The sequence below is a fragment of the Citrobacter sp. Awk 2 genome (genome assembly GCF_028069815.1).
In the GTDB taxonomy this organism is placed as follows: Bacteria; Pseudomonadota; Gammaproteobacteria; order Enterobacterales; family Enterobacteriaceae; genus Citrobacter.
Map to the genome: position 1 here is coordinate 40,478 of NZ_JANEWL010000017.1, position 17,661 is coordinate 58,138.

Sequence of the window (17,661 nt, forward strand, 5' to 3'; positions counted from 1 at the left end):
GCGGTGTCCCGGACAAAAAATACCGCTCCTTTTTACCATGCACAGCGCATATCCCATAAGCCTTTAGCGGGCCGCAAGCGCATCAGCTTGCTGAGCGTTCACTGCCAAAGCGGGGAAGTCCTCGAAGGTGTAGTAACGAATGGGCGGCGGTAACCGCTCCATTGCTGTACCCGGCCACAGTTGCAGCTCTCCGACAGCATTAAGATCAACGCCCTGCCAGTGGTGCGGCAGCGCCAGTCGCTGCAGAACAGCTTGCTCGCCGGGCACGCGTGTCGGCAAACGATTATCCCCCATCTGATAGTTACGCCGCAGTACCAGATATTTTTCCGGCACCCGACGCCGACTGTTCCACCAGCGACCGTCCAGCATATCGAAATGGAAACGGGTGAGTTCCGGCGACTGAGCGCCAAGATGGACAAGTGCCTGACGAAGCGCCGTTCCCATCGCCACCTCGTAAACCCCCTGAGAAACCGTTTGTCCCTCCAGAATCAGTGACACCGCCAGGCGGGCACCAAGCAGGTTGGAGTAAAGATCTTCTGGCGAAAAAGCAGAAACACCTTCAGAAAATCCGGGAACAGACTCAAAACCGTACCATTGCGCAATTTCATGCCACTCCGCGACCTGAAAAGCCAGATGAGCGGCCAGCCAGGCTGCCAGCGTATAACGCGCGACTGGATCGGTTGGTGGTGTAAAGGCATTAAACACCAACCGGCGCTGGGCCAGCTCGGTATCCAGATCGAGCGTAAAAGCCTGCCCCAGTTTCGGCAGGATCTGACTAAAGATATAGACCGTCATATCAGCGGTATCACGAACGTGGGCGGTATCAATAAAACCGCCACGGGCGGTATAGAGAATACCGTTATTCTCACGGCTTAAACCGCTCAGGTTTTCCAGCCCGGCCAGCATGCTATCGTTGTACTGATGCAATCCAAGGTGGCCTGCCGGGACCACGTTATCCAGCTGATAAAACGGTACCGGCATGCCCAGAAATTCCGCATGCAAGTTGTAGCCAAATGCACAGCAAGGACGTAACCCTTTAGGCAGTGGCTGTGGCGGCATAGCAGGCCACGCGGTGGTTGCCCTCGCTGTTGCCTGCGGAGCCAGATCTAATGCCACCGGTAATACTGCCCCAGCACTGCCTGCGAGAAGTAATGCCAGTAATGACATGGTTTTCAGCAACCTGCTCAAAATGCCTCTCCGACCTGAAAATAGAAACCACTGCTGCCTTTGCCGATGCCGTAATCCAGGCGTACGTTAACGCGCGGCTTGAATTCAAAGCGATAACCGACTCCTGCCGAGGGCAGCCAACGTCCGTCGTCCAGCGCACTAAATGATGGCCCCATAGTACCTGCGCCCAGCCAACCGACCACGCCGTGCCGCCAATCGAGCTTGCGGCGATACTCAAGTTGTCCGCTAACGACATTCTTATCCCGATAGCGCCCTTCGTAATAACCGCGCATGCGTTGATTGCTACCGAGCAGCGGCATCATGCTCCACGGCACTGATCCCTGGGTAAACGTGCCATCCGCCTCCCATGCCAGCACGTTTTTATCGTCCAGCGAGTGGTAACGACTGTAATGCAACTGGTATTCATCAAACCGGGTATCACTCCCCACCTCCGGATTAAAGCGGGTGTAGCGTACATCGGCATACTGTCCTTTACGCGGATTAGGGACGAAATCACGATCGTCCCAACTCAATTCTACGCTGCTCCCGGAACTGAGAACCGATGCCCCCTGCGGCGTGTTTTCAATTTTCGGAGGGTCGTTGTCGTCCATTTGCGCAGCATGCTGAGTATTCAGCGACCAGCCGAGTCCCAGATAGATGTTAGGTGCTAACCGCCGGTATAGCGTTGGACGCAAATCCAGGACCTGAGCGGTATATTGCTGTTTTTGGCTATCTTTATCTCCAGCGCTAAAACCCTGTCCCCAGTAGTAGGTTGGGGTATCTGTTAATGCGCCATTAAGAAAGAAACGCCAGCGATCGTCGGCGAAAAAAGCATAATTTTGCATCGTGATGCCGAAAGCCCCCGTTGAGCTAAAGTAACCGCTCAGCGTCAGCGTCGAGTTTTGACTCACCGTATCGTTCGGATCGGGTCGATACATCCCCACCACCGCCGTACCGATCCCCAACCCCAGTTCCGGGGTATAAAACGGCCCAGGCATCACTCCCCAGTCGATACCTTTACTGGCGTTAAAGTTATCGCTGGCGCCCAGTTTATTCAGCCAGCCGTCAACCTCGTTACGGGTCGGCAGCGCCGACTGAACGTATCCGGCTAAGAGGCAGAAAAACAGAAGCAGGCCGATGCGCGTCAAAAACGATACTCTCCCGCAGCAAAGAAGCTATTACGATCGGCAAAGCCAATTTCGGTGGTGATATTAAAGTTGCGGGTCAACTCATATTGCGCGCCTACCAGCACATTCCAGGGTGATTGCAGGTGCTGTTTAACATCGAAGCGACCATTGCCATCCTTGTTCGCAATATCCACCATTTTTTGCAGTGCGGCAGAAGGCATTGTGAGATCGTTCAGGCTGCCGCTAAATTCTTGCTGCACATCCTGATACATGCTGCCCACCCACAGATTTAACTTGCCGGATGGCATGTGCAGGGCCTCCACGCCGGGAGTGGTAAAGCGATAACCTACACGCGGAGAGACGGTAAAGGCATTGATACTGCCATCAAGGATATCGAACTGCGTTTGCGTATAGTTGGCATCAAAAGCCGTAAACCAGTTGCCCACTCCGCCAACCAGAGTCGTTCCTACACCGTAGGTTGTACCTTTAAAGTCGAGCTGAAATGCCAGATTCTGCAAATTAGCTGGTGTGCGGTATTTACGTGGTCCTTTGATTCCTACACCTATCTGCGAAACAGAGTGCCCGTCGGTATAGCCAATCAGGCCATAGACGTTCATAAAAGGCAGTAGCCAGGCATCCAGTTTTAAGGTTTCGGTTTTACTTCTCTCTCGGGTATTGCCAACGTTGATTTTAAACGCGTTATCCAATGAGTGACCGCGCAGGGAGAGACCGTTGAAATTAATACTGTCTACATTAATATTTTGCCTGATATTCATGTAGTTAATATTCACGCCAAACGGCTCAGGCAGGTCGTAGCCACGTTTACGTGCCTCCTCACCTAAAAACGGCAAAACAGAGTGGCTTGCGGTTGGTTTAGCCGCGGGTTTTGTCGGCAAAGAAGTAGCCTGACCATCGTCCTGATAGTCATACAGCGGTGTCAATGTTGAGCCAGAATCCGTCGCAGCCCAGGCTTGAAAAGCCAAACAGGAAGACGTCATCAACACCAGGCGGATGCGTGTGTTAGTCATAAGGAAACATAGTTGCAGGCAGGAATCGCCCGAATATAAAAGAAGGGGGGAGAGTATAGAAGTTACGTGCTAAGTGGGGGGATTAATGTGCGATTTCACATCTGATAATACAAACATGATTTTTATAACATTCTTAATGTTCTATGCCTGGCCGAAGCCAGGCACAACGTGTATCAGGAGAGAACGTATTTCTCAATTGCCCAGGCAACGCCGTCTTCAAGATTGGATTTCGTCACGAAGTTAGCCACTTCTTTCACCGACGAAATAGCATTATCCATTGCAACACCTACGCCTGCGTATTCGATCATCGCGATATCATTTTCCTGATCGCCAATCGCCATAATCTCTTCCGCTTTAATTCCCAGCGCATCGGCCAGTGATTTTACGCCCGTCCCTTTATTGACGCGTTTATCCAGAATTTCGAGGAAGTACGGCGCACTTTTCAGCACGGTGTACTTCTCTTTTACCTCTGCTGGAATACGCGAGATAGCTTTATCGAGGATCTCTGGTTCATCAATCATCATCACTTTCAGGAACTGGGTCGCCGGGTCCATTTTCTCTGCTTCACAGAACACCAGTGGGATGGTCGCGACGAAAGACTCATGTACCGTGTAGTAACTGATGTCACGGTTGGCGGTATACAGCGTATTGCGATCGAGTGCGTGGAAATGCGAGCCGACCTCCCTGGAGAGTTGCTCCAGGAAACGGTAATCATCATAGCTCAGCGCGGTTTGCGCGACGGTACTTCCGTCTCCGGCTTTCTGCACCAGTGCACCATTGTAGGTAATGCAGTAATCACCGGGTTGTTCCATATGCAGTTCTTTCAGATAGCTGTGGACGCCAGCATACGGGCGCCCCGTGGTCAGCACCACATTCACACCTCGCGCGCGCGCAGCGGCAATGGCCGTTTTGACCGCAGGTGAAATGGTGTGATCGGGCAGCAGAAGTGTGCCATCCATGTCGATAGCAATAAGTTTGATAGCCATGAGTTCCCCGGATTAAATGAGTCCGTCCTCATGCTAACGCGATTCCGCTCAAAAAACAGCTACGAAAAGGGGGATAGAAAGGGGAATCGGGATTCCCCTTTTTGTAGATGGGGTGTCGTTTGTAGGCCTGATAAGCAAGGCGCCATCAGGCACAATACAACGTCTTGCCGGATGGCGGCGTAAACCGCCTTATCCGGCCTACAGATTGGCTTAAATATCGATATTCGCCGCTTTCAGGGCGTTTTCTTCGATAAATGCACGACGCGGTTCAACAGCATCACCCATCAGGGTGGTGAAAAGTTGGTCAGCCGCAATCGCATCCTTCACCGTAACGCGCAGCATACGGCGGCTTTCCGGATCCATGGTGGTTTCCCACAGCTGTTCCGGGTTCATCTCGCCCAGGCCTTTATAGCGCTGAATAGCGAGGCCGCGACGGGACTCTTTCACCAGCCAGTCCAGTGCCTGCTCGAAGCTGGCAACCGGCTGACGACGTTCACCACGTTCAATAAATGCATCGTCTTCAATCAGGCCGCGCAGTTTCTCACCTAGCGTGCAGATACGACGATATTCGCCGCCGGTCACAAACTCGTGGTCCAGTGCGTAATCGGTATCCACGCCGTGCGTACGCACGCGAATAATCGGTTCGAACAGCCCTTGTTCAGTGTTTTCCTGAATGTCGAACTTCCACAGGCTACCGTGCTGTTCATTTTCATTCAGTTCCGTCACCAGCGCATTAACCCAACGGGTAACGGTCTGCTCGCTCGCCAAGTCGGCTTCTGTCAACGTTGGCTGATAAACCAACTCTTTCAGCAGCGTTTTCGGGAAGCGGCGTTCCATACGGCCGATCATTTTCTGCGTCGCATTGTACTCAGAAACCAGTTTTTCTAACGACTCACCGGAAAGGGCCGGCGCATTGGCGTTGGTATGCAGCGTTGCACCATCCAGAGCGATGGAGATCTGGTACTGATCCATCGCTTCATCGTCTTTAATATACTGTTCCTGCTTGCCTTTTTTCACTTTGTACAGCGGCGGCTGCGCAATGTAGACGTGACCGCGTTCCACGATTTCTGGCATCTGGCGATAGAAGAAGGTCAACAGCAGCGTACGGATATGCGAGCCGTCGACATCCGCATCGGTCATGATAATGATGCTGTGATAACGCAGTTTATCCGGGTTGTACTCGTCCCGGCCAATACCACAGCCCAGCGCGGTGATCAGCGTCGCCACTTCCTGGGAAGAGAGCATCTTGTCGAAACGCGCTTTCTCAACGTTGAGGATTTTACCCTTCAGCGGGAGGATCGCCTGATTCTTACGGTTACGGCCCTGCTTCGCAGAACCGCCCGCAGAGTCCCCTTCCACAAGGTACAGTTCAGACAGTGCCGGGTCACGTTCCTGACAGTCAGCCAGTTTGCCCGGCAGACCTGCTAAGTCCAGCGCGCCTTTACGACGGGTCATTTCACGGGCACGACGAGCCGCTTCACGCGCACGCGCAGCGTCAATAATTTTGCCGACAACGATTTTGGCGTCAGACGGGTTCTCAAGCAGGTATTCGCTCAGCAGTTCGTTCATCTGCTGTTCTACCGCCGATTTCACCTCTGAAGAAACCAGTTTGTCTTTGGTCTGAGAGGAGAATTTCGGATCCGGTACTTTTACCGATACGACGGCAATCAGGCCTTCACGGGCGTCGTCACCGGTGGCGCTAACTTTCGCTTTTTTGCTGTAACCTTCTTTGTCCATGTAGGCATTCAGAGTACGGGTCATCGCCGCACGGAAGCCTGCAAGGTGAGTACCGCCGTCACGCTGCGGAATATTGTTGGTAAAGCAGTAGATATTTTCCTGGAAGCCATCGTTCCACTGCAGCGCAACTTCAACGCCGATACCGTCTTTTTCGGTGGAGAAATAGAAGATATTTGGGTGGATCGGCGTTTTATTTTTGTTGAGATACTCAACAAATGCCTTAATACCGCCTTCGTAGTGGAAATGATCTTCTTTGCCGTCACGTTTGTCGCGCAGGCGGATGGATACGCCGGAGTTCAGGAAGGACAGCTCGCGCAGACGCTTCGCCAGAATGTCGTATTCAAACTCAACGACATTGGTGAAGGTTTCGTGGCTTGGCCAGAAACGGACCTGGGTACCGGTCAATTCTGTTTCGCCTGTTACCGCCAGCGGTGCTTGTGGCACACCGTGCACGTAAGTTTGCTGATGCACTTTGCCTTCACGACGAATCACCAGCTCCAGTTTTTGCGACAGGGCGTTAACGACGGATACACCTACGCCGTGCAGACCACCAGACACTTTATAAGAGTTATCATCGAACTTACCGCCTGCATGCAGAACGGTCATGATAACTTCTGCCGCCGAAACGCCCTCTTCCGGGTGGATACCGGTTGGGATACCACGGCCATCATCGGTAACGGACACGGAGTTGTCAGCGTGAATCGTCACAACGATATCTTTACAGTGACCCGCGAGCGCTTCGTCGATAGCGTTATCTACCACCTCGAATACCATGTGGTGCAGACCGGTGCCGTCATCCGTGTCGCCGATATACATACCCGGGCGCTTACGCACCGCATCCAGCCCTTTCAGGACTTTGATACTGGAGGAGTCATAAGAATTCGACATCAACGTTTCTCGCTCATTTTATCTTGGGTTAATCCGTTATTTTACCCTTTTCCACGGTAAACATCTTCGAATTTTCATCGGACATGTCTATAACGTGTTCAGCGCTGATTGCGCTGACAAAGACCTGAGATTGCGTGGCTTTTAAGCGGCTGGCCAGCAGCCCGCGACGCGCATCATCCAGTTCAGAGGCAAAATCATCTATCAGGTACAGGCAGCGCCGTCCGCTTTCACGGGTCAGGAACTCCCCTTGCGCCAGTCGTAAGGCGCACATTAGCAGTTTTAACTGCCCACGCGACAACGTGTCTTCCACCGGCGCACCGTCGGCGCGAATGCGGAAATCCGCCTTGTGCGGGCCGTGCGCGGTGTAGGTCAACATGCGGTCGCGTTCAAAACTGCGTTCCAGCACCTCAGCATAATCTGTCTCCTTCTCCCAACCACGCTGGAAAGAGAACGAGAGAGAGAATTCGGGAAGAAACTGCTGGCAGGTATCTGCCATATCCTGCGCGATACCCGCGCTGTACTCCGCGCGCCAGGTGCTGATTTGTTCCGCCAGCGGGATAAGTTCTCTATCCCACGGGCGCAGTTGCTCATAACGACTCACCTGGCGCAGTGCCGCATTGCGCTGCTTGAGCAGTCGCTTCAGGTTGCTCCAGGCGGTGAAAAATCCGGCTTCATTATGAAAGCATCCCCAGTCAAGGAATGCTCTTCTGTATTTGGGGCCGCCGTTGAGTAAAGTAAACCCTTCAGGCGTTATCAGCTGCATCGGCATCAGGTGCGCCAGTTCTGCGACCTTATGCCCGTCAGTGCCATCAATGCGTACTTTACTGTCGCCCTGTTTGTCTTTCGTCAGACCAATCGAGGTCTCGCGTTCCTCACCCTGTAAACGCCCGTGGAGGACAAACGATTCCTGCTCGTGGCGAATCACACGGCCAATCTGCAAACTGCGAAACGCCCGGCCATGGCCGAGTGTATAGATGGCTTCCAGCACACTGGTTTTGCCGCTGCCGTTCGCGCCAACCAGGAAGTTAAAGCCAGGGGATAAAGCGAGATCCGCGTTTTCGATATTGCGGAAGTCTTTGATTAGCAGTCGGGATAGCGACATATCAACTCATAACCAGGGCGTTATCGTCGCAGTTAGTCTGGTTACGGCCAGCGCACAGCAACCGGAGCGTACTGAAGTACGTGAGGATTGCGAGCACTGCCCGGAGCCAGAATAACAAGTAAGATAGCCCGATATTCTTTACAAGCGCATAGGCATGACGACATAGGCTGCGGATTGTGACGCTGCATCTTCAATCTGTACGCTGGATACGGAATCGGTCAGCATAATGCGCACATTTTCACACTTCAGCGCATTAAGTACGTCCAGCACGTAGCTGACGTTAAAACCGATTTCCAGTTCAGTGCCCGGATAGGTGACGTCGAGGATCTCTTCCGCCTCTTCCTGTTCCGGGTTGTTGGCCGTGATTTTGAGCTGATTTTCACTGACATACAGACGCACGCCGCGGAATTTCTCGTTAGAAAGAATTGCCGCTCGGGCAAACGCCTGTTTGAGAATATCGCAGCCCGCCTCCAGATGTTTGTCCGGGTTCTTCGGGAGTACACGACGGTAATCCGGGAAGCGGCCATCCACCAGTTTGGAGGTAAAGATGAAATCGCCCACGTGTGCGCGAATGTTATTGCTGCCGATCTGCACACGCAGCGGGTTGTCGCCACCGTCGAGCATACGCATCAATTCAATCACACCTTTACGCGGTACGATCACCGAATGGTTAGGCAGGGACTGACCAACCGGCATAGAACAAACAGCCAGACGGTGACCATCGGTCGCCACGGTACGCAGCTCTTCGCCTTCAGTTTCAAACAACATACCGTTTAAGTAATAACGCACGTCCTGATGCGCCATTGAGAACTGCGTGGCTTCAATCAGACGCTTCATCGTTGCCTGCGGCAAGGTGAATTCGACTTCGCTCTGCCAGTCATCCAGATTCGGAAAGTCAGCAGCAGGTAATGTGGACAGCGAGAAACGGCTGCGGCCAGAACGCACCAGCATACGGTCGCCTTCCAGTTGAACGGCGATTTCCGCACCTTCCGGCAACCCACGACAAATGTCGAAGAATTTACGCGCCGGAACGGTGGTTGCACCAGGCTCATGAGCCTGGATCAGCGCCACGCGTGCCACCATCTCCATTTCGAGATCGGTACCGGTCAGAGAAAGCGTTCCATCCGCAACCTGTAGCAACAGGTTTCCGAGGATCGGCAGTGTAGGACGACCACCCAGCGGGCCGCTGACCTGCTGAAGCGGTTTTAATAAATGTTCACGTTCAACGGTAAATTTCATAGCGTCACGAAGATAATGTTCTGATTAAATTGGAGAAATCTTCTTTAATATCATGGCTTTCTTCACGCAACTGCTCAATCTTGCGACAGGCATGAAGCACGGTAGTATGGTCACGCCCACCAAACGCATCGCCAATTTCCGGCAGACTGTGGTTAGTGAGCTCTTTTGCCAGCGCCATCGCCATCTGGCGCGGACGAGCTACCGAGCGAGATCGACGCTTAGAAAGCAGATCCGCAATTTTGATTTTGTAATACTCCGCCACCGTCTTTTGAATATTGTCGATGGTGACCAGTTTTTCCTGCAATGCCAGCAAATCGCGCAGCGCTTCACGCACGAAATCGATAGTAATCGCCCGGCCAGTAAAGTTAGCGTTGGCGATCACGCGGTTCAGTGCGCCTTCCAGTTCACGCACGTTAGAGCGTAGGCGCTTGGCAATAAAGAACGCCACCTCACCCGGCAGACGAATGTCGTTTTCATCTGCTTTTTTCATCAGGATCGCTACGCGCGTCTCCAGTTCAGGCGGTTCGATCGCGACGGTCAGCCCCCAGCCGAAGCGGGATTTCAGACGATCTTCAACGCCGTTGATCTCCTTCGGATAGCGATCCGATGTCAGGATGATCTGCTGATTACCTTCCAGCAGGGCATTAAAGGTGTGGAAAAATTCTTCCTGCGAACGTTCTTTATTGGCAAAGAATTGAATATCGTCAATCAGCAACGCATCAACGGAACGGTAATAGCGTTTAAACTCTTCGATCGCATTGTTTTGCAGGGCTTTAACCATGTCCTGCACAAAACGCTCGGAGTGCATATACACCACTTTTGCGTTCGGCTTACGCGCCATAATGCCGTTACCTACAGCGTGCAGCAGGTGGGTTTTACCCAGACCTGTACCACCATAAAGGAATAACGGATTGTAGGCGCCGCCAGGATTGTCCGCCACCTGACGTGCCGCCGCGCGCGCCAGTTGGTTAGATTTACCTTCAACGAAGTTATCAAACGTATGTTTGACGTTGACGTTAGAGCGATAGGTAGGTTCTGCCGGGGCTGGTACGTTATCCCAGCCGGGACGCGCCGCCGGAGCGACTCGTTGCGGTTGCACTTGTTGAGCCACATGCGCAGGTGTAACGATGTTATTCACCGGCGTCTTCAGCGTTTGCGTGACAGGTTTAGTGCCAACCTCAAAACGCAGCTGTGGGGCATCTGCTCCGCAGAAACTATTCAGCAATCCATTAATATTATTGAGGTATTTATCCCTTACCCAATCGAGCACAAAACGGTTTGGCGCATACAAAGCCAGCGTGTTATCGCTCAGTTCCGCCTGCAACGGGCGTATCCACATACTGAATTCTGTGGCTGGTAACTCATCCTGCAATCGGGCAAGACACTGCTGCCAAAGCGAAAGTGACACGGCGGACTCCACTCGAACAAAAGTCGATAAATGACAAAGGCTGAAACATTCATGATTGTTGACGCACATCGACAAGACCCTATGCAAAGGGTGACGTGCGAATTGCTATCTGCAATTTTTACCCGATCAGGATCCAATGAAACGATCAGGACCGCGGATCATAGCGTAAACTGAGAAAGAGATCTTCTGTTTCTCACAGATTCTTCCCGATTTATCCACAGGATGATCCAGAATCGGCTAAGTGTAAACGATCCTGGAGAAGTGCTGCAGGTTTTCGCGCGCATATTGAAAAAATTAATGAGTAAAGATGCTTTACTGCTTAAACGATCTAATAAAGATCCCGAGCGATCCTTGCGCTTTATCCACCAGCCCGTATAATTCTTACCCCCAGCGAGTAACGGTCGCCTTACGGCGTCAACGCTGCCTGTTTTTTACACAAAACCACGTGAAAAAAAACGGGATATAAGGAAAGAGAATTGACTCCGGAGTGTACAATTATTACAATCCGGCCTCTTTAATCACCCACACTGTGGCGTAAGTCGTTCGAAATTCGTTCGGGTATACGCAAAAGTCAGTGAATTTATTCAAGTTTAGGTAGAAATCGCCATGAAACGCACTTTTCAACCGTCTGTACTGAAGCGCAACCGTTCTCACGGCTTCCGTGCTCGTATGGCAAATAAAAATGGTCGTCAGGTTCTGGCACGTCGTCGTGCTAAAGGCCGTTCTCGTCTGACCGTTTCTAAGTAATAAAAGCTAGCCCCTGAGTGGTTAAGCTCGCATTTCCCAGGGAGTTACGTTTGTTAACTCCCACTCATTTCACATTCGTCTTCCAGCAGCCACAACGGGCTGGCACGCCGCAAATCACCATCCTCGGCCGCCTGAATTCGCTGGGGCATCCCCGTATCGGTCTTACAGTCGCCAAGAAAAATGTTAAACGTGCGCATGAACGTAATCGGATTAAACGTCTGACGCGTGAAAGCTTTCGTTTACGTCAGCACGAGCTTCCAGCAATGGATTTCGTGGTGGTGGCTAAAAAAGGGGTTGCCGACCTCGATAACCGTGCTCTCTCGGAAGCGTTGGAAAAATTATGGCGTCGCCATTGTCGCCTGGCTCGCGGGTCCTGATAGCCCTCATTCGGGTCTATCAACGCCTTATCAGTCCGCTGCTTGGGCCGCATTGCCGTTTCACTCCAACCTGTTCGAGCTACGGAATTGAGGCATTGCGCAGGTTTGGAGTGATAAAAGGCAGTTGGTTGACGGTGAAACGCGTATTAAAATGCCACCCTTTACACCCTGGTGGTGACGATCCCGTCCCGCCCGGACCATTTGATACCAGAGAACACTAACGATGGATTCGCAACGCAATCTTTTAGTCATCGCTTTGCTGTTCGTGTCTTTCATGATCTGGCAAGCTTGGGAGCAGGATAAAAATCCGCAACCTCAGGCCCAACAGACCACGCAGACAACGACCACCGCAGCGGGTAGCGCCGCCGACCAGGGCGTACCGGCCAGTGGCCAGGGGAAACTGATTACGGTTAAAACTGACGTGCTTGATCTGACCATCAACACCCGTGGTGGTGATGTGGAACAGGCTTCACTGCCAGCGTACCCGAAAGAACTGGGTTCAACCGAACCGTTCCAGTTACTGGAAACCACGCCACAGTTCATCTACCAGGCACAAAGTGGCCTGACAGGTCGTGACGGCCCGGATAACCCGGCTAACGGCCCGCGTCCGCTGTACAACGTCGAAAAAGACGCCTTTGTACTGGCTGATGGTCAGAACGAACTGCAGATCCCGATGACCTATACTGACGCAGCGGGTAACACATTCACGAAGACGTTTGTCCTCAAACGTGGTGAATATGCTGTCAACGTTAACTACAGCGTGCAGAACGCCGGCGAGAAACCGCTGGAAGTCTCCACCTTTGGTCAGTTGAAGCAATCCATCAATCTGCCCTCTCATCGCGACACCGGTAGCAGCAACTTTGCACTGCATACCTTCCGTGGCGCAGCGTACTCCACGCCTGATGAGAAGTATGAGAAATACAAATTCGACACCATTGCTGATAACGAAAACCTGAACGTCAATGCTAAAGACGGCTGGGTTGCAATGCTGCAACAGTATTTCGCAACGGCATGGGTTCCGCGTAACGACGGCACCAATAATTTCTACACAGCTAACCTGGGTAATGGCATTGCCGCTATCGGTTATAAATCTCAGCCGGTACTGGTACAGCCAGGTCAGACTGGCGCGATGACCAGCACCCTATGGGTCGGCCCGGAAATTCAGGATAAAATGGCGGCCGTTGCACCGCACCTGGATCTGACCGTGGATTACGGCTGGTTGTGGTTTATCTCTCAGCCGCTGTTCAAACTGCTGAAATGGATCCATAGCTTCCTGGGTAACTGGGGCTTCTCCATCATCGTTATCACCTTTATCGTTCGTGGCATCATGTACCCGCTGACCAAAGCGCAGTACACCTCCATGGCGAAGATGCGTATGCTGCAGCCGAAGATTCAGGCAATGCGTGAGCGTCTGGGCGATGACAAACAGCGTCAGAGCCAGGAAATGATGGCCCTGTACAAAGCTGAGAAGGTTAACCCGCTGGGTGGCTGCTTCCCGCTGATCATCCAGATGCCAATCTTCCTGGCGTTGTACTACATGCTGATGGGCTCCATTGAACTGCGCCATGCGCCGTTCGCACTGTGGATCCATGACCTGTCTGCACAGGACCCGTACTACATCCTGCCGATCCTGATGGGCGTGACGATGTTCTTCATCCAGAAGATGTCTCCGACCACCGTGACCGACCCGATGCAGCAGAAGATCATGACCTTTATGCCGGTCATCTTCACCGTGTTCTTCCTGTGGTTCCCATCAGGTCTGGTGCTGTACTATATCGTCAGCAACCTGGTAACCATTATTCAGCAACAGCTGATTTACCGTGGTCTGGAGAAACGTGGCCTGCATAGCCGCGAGAAGAAAAACTCCTGATTCGGTGTAGGCCGGATTAGGCGAAACCGCCATCCGGCAAACGGAACATAAAGCAAAGGGCGGTCATTAGACCGCCTTTTTTATTGCATGACAAAGAGACATATCATGAGCCATAACGACACCATCGTCGCTCAGGCAACCCCACCGGGACGTGGTGGTGTGGGTATTCTGCGCATCTCCGGCCTGAAAGCCCGCGAGGTCGCCGAAACCGTACTGGGTAAACTGCCAAAACCGCGTTATGCCGACTACCTGCCATTTAAAGACGCGGATGGCAGCGTGCTGGATCAGGGGATTGCGCTGTGGTTCCCTGGCCCGAACTCCTTTACCGGTGAAGACGTCTTAGAGCTTCAGGGTCACGGCGGTCCGGTCATTCTCGATCTGCTGCTTAAACGTATTCTGACCATTCCCGGCCTGCGCATTGCCAGACCGGGTGAGTTCTCCGAGCGCGCATTTCTTAACGATAAGCTCGATTTAGCCCAGGCTGAAGCAATTGCCGATCTGATCGACGCCAGCTCTGAGCAGGCGGCACGCTCGGCGCTAAATTCCTTACAGGGTGCGTTTTCTGCACGAGTCAATCATCTTGTGGAAGCACTCACTCACCTGCGCATCTATGTGGAGGCTGCGATTGATTTTCCTGATGAGGAAATTGACTTCCTGTCTGACGGCAAGATTGAAGCCCAGCTCAATAGCGTAATAGCCGATCTTGATGCCGTGCGTGCCGAAGCACGTCAGGGCAGCCTGCTACGCGAAGGCATGAAAGTGGTGATTGCCGGGCGTCCTAACGCCGGTAAATCAAGTCTGTTGAACGCCCTCGCTGGCCGTGAAGCAGCTATTGTCACCGATATCGCCGGCACCACCCGCGACGTGCTGCGTGAGCATATCCATATCGACGGTATGCCGTTGCACATCATCGATACCGCCGGTCTGCGCGACGCCAGTGACGAAGTTGAACGCATTGGTATTGAACGCGCCTGGCAGGAGATCGAACAGGCTGACCGCGTACTGTTTATGGTTGATGGCACCACCACCGACGCGGTTGACCCCGCAGACATCTGGCCAGACTTTATTGCGCGTTTACCTGCAAAACTGCCGATTACCGTCGTGCGTAACAAAGCGGATATCACGGGTGAAACGCTGGGTCTCAGCGAAGTAAATGGCCACTCACTGGTTCGCCTCTCTGCGCGTACCGGCGAAGGTGTTGACGTATTGCGCAACCATCTCAAACAGAGCATGGGCTTTGAAACCAATATGGAAGGCGGCTTCCTGGCGCGTCGTCGTCATCTGCAGGCACTGGCAGAAGCAGCGGAACATCTTCAGCAGGGTAAAGCTCAGCTATTAGGAGCATGGGCCGGAGAGTTGTTAGCAGAGGAGTTGCGCCTTGCACAGCAAAACCTCAGTGAGATAACTGGAGAATTTACTTCCGACGATCTGCTGGGGCGGATTTTCTCCAGCTTCTGTATTGGTAAATAAGTTTTAGTCCATCCTCGTCCGTGAACGTTCACTAACCCGCATTAACTGCCTGTTAATGCGGGTTTTTACTTTCCGTACTCGTCCATAGTCGTGCGGGTTCATCCGCGATTTTTGTGTCCTGAATTGTGCCCATCTTTAAATTCCCCGTGTGTCATTGTTTGTTTTTTGAGCTAAAAATCACATCAAATGGACACAAAAAACGGTATAAAAAACGCTCAAATCTGCCTTCTCATGGACACAGTGAAAAAGAAGGCGTTAATAATCCAATATTAAACAATCTATTAGAAAGGATGCTCATGGACACACTGTAGAGGTGAGATGTGGCACTTTCAGATACCAAACTACGCACACTTACTCCCAGAAACCGCCCCTGGCAACTTGCCGATCATGACGGGCTGGTGATTGAAGTTCTTCCCACCGGACGAAAAATCTGGCGTTTCCGCTACCGCTTTGACAACAAATCGCAAAAGATCACGCTGGGCGAATACCCGGCTTTCTCACTTGCAGAAGCACGGCTTTGGCGTGAAAAGTGTCGCTCAATGGTTGCTCATGGCATCAATCCCGCGCAGAAAAAGCAGGAAGAAAAACTTAAACAGAAAGACCCAACGACAGTCAAAACATTCGCCAAACGCTGGCTGACCGATATCGTTGAAAAAAGTAACCGCGATCCGCGCAACATCACTCGCGTTATCAAGAAGGACATCATTCCCATCATCGGGAAGCTGGAACTCGAAGAACTCACAACTGCCCACATTCAGGTCGTGCTCGACCGCATCAAGCAACGAGGTTCGGATCACGTCGCATTACTGACGCGAAACGTGCTTAAACGCATGCTGGCCTATGCGATTTCCAGGGGAATCATCTTCAACAACCCGGCAGCCGCTATCGAGGCCCGTTATATCGCACAAGCATCAAGCCGCGACGTGGCGCTAACGGCAGAAGAGATCGGCATCCTGCTACGGGGGATCTACACCTCTAACATGAACCGACGCCACAAGCTGGCTTTGCACCTGCTGATCATCTGCATGGTGCGTAAATCGGAGATGATTGAAGCGACATGGAGTGAAGTTAACTTCAACGCGCTGGAATGGCGTATACCCGGCGAAAGAATGAAGATGGATAACCCGCATATTGTTCCGCTGTCAAAGCAGGCGCTGGCGATGTTCGAAGAGCTAAAATTTCTGGCCGGAGATTCCCCTTACGTCTTCCCCAGCCGAAACGACCACCGACGCCCGATCTCCAAAACAACGCTTAACTGCGCGGTGCGTACGCTGGATCTGAACGTCAGGGATTTTGTTATTCATGACTTCCGGCGTACTGCCAGCACATTGCTCCATGAGCAAGGCTACAACTCAGACTGGGTGGAGAAATGCCTGGCGCATAAGATCGGCGGCGTTCGCGGTGTCTACAACCGTGCGGAGTACCTGAATCAGCGCCGGGAGATGCTTCAGTCCTGGGCGGACTTTGTTGATGCGCAGATTGAGGAGGGAAGGAAGGTGGTTATCGGGAAGTTTGGGAAGGCTTATGAGATAAATAACGGCACATAGCCTCCATTCATGTTCACCAATCTATCAGAGCTAACATTTGTATATAACTTGCTCTCCTATAACTACATTCTATTTGTCAAAAAAATAATAATTCTTACAAATTTGAGACTTATGGCGGGGTTTCACTTGAAAAACTAATAGATTATAAAAGGGTTAATAAAGATCTTGGATGTTTCTTTGTCACCAAGGTGAAAAAGAGCTAAGTTTATGAGTATTTTATGAACGATTTCCCACAATCTTTAAATTTAAATGGCATAAGCTATTCAGTTGAGAGAACAGGATCTAAACTAGCTCATATTTTTATGAGAATTTTCTGTCAAAAAGCCATTAAATACAACCTCAATAATACCGCCACGAAATTATTCAAGATTAAAATAACCCCAAAAATCTCTACTTATAGCTCAAGATTAATAATCTTTACTAAGACTAAAGCCTTTTCATTTTCAACAGAGTATTTATTATCCATAGGTAATATTTTAATTAGACAACCTTTACTGTCAATAAATTATAAATTGGCAATTCATTTTCCGTTGATTCATTCCTTTAGAAGGAATGAATCAAATATCATAAGGATTAAAAGTGTCCAGAACTGCTGATTACACTATTCAAGGTTTTTTATACCAATTCAATAAGGCACTATTGGGTGTTCTACAATCATCTGAAACTGATATTATAACAATCGAGGGTATAATTGAAGATGTTGAAATTGAGAGTATCACAGGAATCGAAGCTATCCAGTGTAAGTATCATGAAACTGTAGACAACTTTAGCTATAGCTCAATATATAAGCCTCTACTTCAAATGATGCAGCATTTTGTAAAAAACCCAGGTAATAATATCACATATGTTCTTTTCGCCCATTTCCCGGATTTAAAAAATGATGAAATCAATATCAATAAGGATGTTTTAGAAAAGGCTCTAGACTCTAAAGATCAAAAATACAGCAAATATATTTCAGACATCAAAGG

At 51.2% G+C, this 17,661-nt stretch carries 15 protein-coding genes and 1 pseudogene; 8 read left to right on the forward strand and 8 right to left on the reverse strand.

Going from position 1 to position 17,661, the window contains the following annotated elements:
• Nucleotides 1-63: 63 nt before the first annotated feature.
• The 8 genes from NNO02_RS07075 to dnaA form a co-directional block, all read right to left on the reverse strand.
• On the reverse strand, nucleotides 64-1,188 hold the full coding sequence (locus NNO02_RS07075; protein WP_271454485.1) for a DUF4056 domain-containing protein: 1,125 nt from the start codon (nucleotides 1,186-1,188) through the stop codon (nucleotides 64-66).
• Nucleotides 1,185-2,315, reverse strand: a complete 1,131-nt coding sequence (locus NNO02_RS07080; protein WP_442867893.1) for a BamA/TamA family outer membrane protein — start codon at nucleotides 2,313-2,315, stop codon at nucleotides 1,185-1,187. The genes NNO02_RS07075 and NNO02_RS07080 overlap by 4 nt, the downstream gene beginning before the upstream one ends.
• Nucleotides 2,312-3,322, reverse strand: coding sequence for a hypothetical protein (locus tag NNO02_RS07085; protein WP_271454486.1), 1,011 nt, complete (start codon nucleotides 3,320-3,322; stop codon nucleotides 2,312-2,314). Before NNO02_RS07085 ends, NNO02_RS07080 begins: the two co-directional genes overlap by 4 nt.
• A gap of 173 nt (nucleotides 3,323-3,495) precedes the next feature.
• The gene (gene yidA / locus NNO02_RS07090; RefSeq protein ID WP_271441436.1) at nucleotides 3,496-4,308 is read right to left on the reverse strand and encodes a sugar-phosphatase; all 813 of its coding nucleotides are present in this window, start codon (nucleotides 4,306-4,308) and stop codon (nucleotides 3,496-3,498) included.
• Nucleotides 4,309-4,518: 210 nt separating this feature from the next.
• Entirely contained in the window at nucleotides 4,519-6,933 is a 2,415-nt protein-coding gene (gene gyrB, locus NNO02_RS07095) for a DNA topoisomerase (ATP-hydrolyzing) subunit B (protein ID WP_271441437.1), read from the reverse strand.
• Between the two features lie 28 nt (nucleotides 6,934-6,961).
• Nucleotides 6,962-8,035: a DNA replication/repair protein RecF gene (gene recF / locus NNO02_RS07100; protein WP_271441438.1), complete on the reverse strand. Its 1,074-nt coding sequence runs from the start codon at nucleotides 8,033-8,035 to the stop codon at nucleotides 6,962-6,964.
• 138 nt (nucleotides 8,036-8,173) lie between these two features.
• A complete protein-coding gene (gene dnaN / locus NNO02_RS07105; protein WP_137382192.1) occupies nucleotides 8,174-9,274 on the reverse strand; it encodes a DNA polymerase III subunit beta in 1,101 nt (366 codons plus the stop codon).
• 4 nt (nucleotides 9,275-9,278) lie between these two features.
• Complete coding sequence (dnaA, locus tag NNO02_RS07110; protein ID WP_271449746.1) at nucleotides 9,279-10,682, reverse strand: chromosomal replication initiator protein DnaA; 1,404 nt, start codon at nucleotides 10,680-10,682, stop codon at nucleotides 9,279-9,281.
• Nucleotides 10,683-10,979: 297 nt separating this feature from the next.
• On the opposite strand from dnaA, the gene NNO02_RS23835 reads away from it, so the two are divergent.
• From NNO02_RS23835 to NNO02_RS07145, 8 genes and pseudogenes are all read left to right on the forward strand, one after another.
• Nucleotides 10,980-11,060: a hypothetical protein gene (locus tag NNO02_RS23835; RefSeq protein ID WP_418222139.1), complete on the forward strand. Its 81-nt coding sequence runs from the start codon at nucleotides 10,980-10,982 to the stop codon at nucleotides 11,058-11,060.
• 228 nt (nucleotides 11,061-11,288) lie between these two features.
• On the forward strand, nucleotides 11,289-11,429 hold the full coding sequence (gene rpmH / locus NNO02_RS07115) for a 50S ribosomal protein L34 (protein WP_003023858.1): 141 nt from the start codon (nucleotides 11,289-11,291) through the stop codon (nucleotides 11,427-11,429).
• Nucleotides 11,430-11,446: 17 nt separating this feature from the next.
• Nucleotides 11,447-11,806, forward strand: coding sequence for a ribonuclease P protein component (gene rnpA / locus NNO02_RS07120; protein WP_003844432.1), 360 nt, complete (start codon nucleotides 11,447-11,449; stop codon nucleotides 11,804-11,806).
• Nucleotides 11,770-12,027: a membrane protein insertion efficiency factor YidD gene (gene yidD / locus NNO02_RS07125; RefSeq protein ID WP_003023846.1), complete on the forward strand. Its 258-nt coding sequence runs from the start codon at nucleotides 11,770-11,772 to the stop codon at nucleotides 12,025-12,027. Before rnpA ends, yidD begins: the two co-directional genes overlap by 37 nt.
• A 2-nt stretch (nucleotides 12,028-12,029) precedes the next feature.
• Nucleotides 12,030-13,676 (forward strand): membrane protein insertase YidC, encoded by a 1,647-nt coding sequence (yidC, locus tag NNO02_RS07130; protein ID WP_048213774.1) that lies wholly within the window; start codon nucleotides 12,030-12,032, stop codon nucleotides 13,674-13,676.
• Nucleotides 13,677-13,781: 105 nt separating this feature from the next.
• The gene (gene mnmE, locus NNO02_RS07135; protein WP_271441439.1) at nucleotides 13,782-15,146 is read left to right on the forward strand and encodes a tRNA uridine-5-carboxymethylaminomethyl(34) synthesis GTPase MnmE; all 1,365 of its coding nucleotides are present in this window, start codon (nucleotides 13,782-13,784) and stop codon (nucleotides 15,144-15,146) included.
• 320 nt (nucleotides 15,147-15,466) lie between these two features.
• Nucleotides 15,467-16,693 carry a tyrosine-type recombinase/integrase gene (locus NNO02_RS07140; protein ID WP_271454487.1) on the forward strand — a complete coding sequence of 409 codons (1,227 nt, stop codon included), beginning with the start codon at nucleotides 15,467-15,469 and terminating at the stop codon, nucleotides 16,691-16,693.
• A 579-nt stretch (nucleotides 16,694-17,272) separates the two neighbouring features.
• A pseudogene (locus tag NNO02_RS07145) lies at nucleotides 17,273-17,661 on the forward strand (hypothetical protein); the annotation flags it as partial.

What these genes read in the sequence shown, in the direction of transcription:
- yidC (WP_048213774.1), top strand. Translation starts at nt 12,030, where the DNA reads ATGGATTCGCAACGCAATCTTTTAGTCATCGCTTTGCTGTTCGTGTCT.
- gyrB (WP_271441437.1), bottom strand. Translation starts at nt 6,933, where the DNA reads ATGTCGAATTCTTATGACTCCTCCAGTATCAAAGTCCTGAAAGGGCTG.
- recF (WP_271441438.1), bottom strand. Translation starts at nt 8,035, where the DNA reads ATGTCGCTATCCCGACTGCTAATCAAAGACTTCCGCAATATCGAAAAC.
- yidA (WP_271441436.1), bottom strand. Translation starts at nt 4,308, where the DNA reads ATGGCTATCAAACTTATTGCTATCGACATGGATGGCACACTTCTGCTG.
- mnmE (WP_271441439.1), top strand. Translation starts at nt 13,782, where the DNA reads ATGAGCCATAACGACACCATCGTCGCTCAGGCAACCCCACCGGGACGT.
- NNO02_RS23835 (WP_418222139.1), top strand. Translation starts at nt 10,980, where the DNA reads ATGAGTAAAGATGCTTTACTGCTTAAACGATCTAATAAAGATCCCGAG.
- yidD (WP_003023846.1), top strand. Translation starts at nt 11,770, where the DNA reads ATGGCGTCGCCATTGTCGCCTGGCTCGCGGGTCCTGATAGCCCTCATT.
- NNO02_RS07085 (WP_271454486.1), bottom strand. Translation starts at nt 3,322, where the DNA reads ATGACTAACACACGCATCCGCCTGGTGTTGATGACGTCTTCCTGTTTG.
- dnaN (WP_137382192.1), bottom strand. Translation starts at nt 9,274, where the DNA reads ATGAAATTTACCGTTGAACGTGAACATTTATTAAAACCGCTTCAGCAG.
- rpmH (WP_003023858.1), top strand. Translation starts at nt 11,289, where the DNA reads ATGAAACGCACTTTTCAACCGTCTGTACTGAAGCGCAACCGTTCTCAC.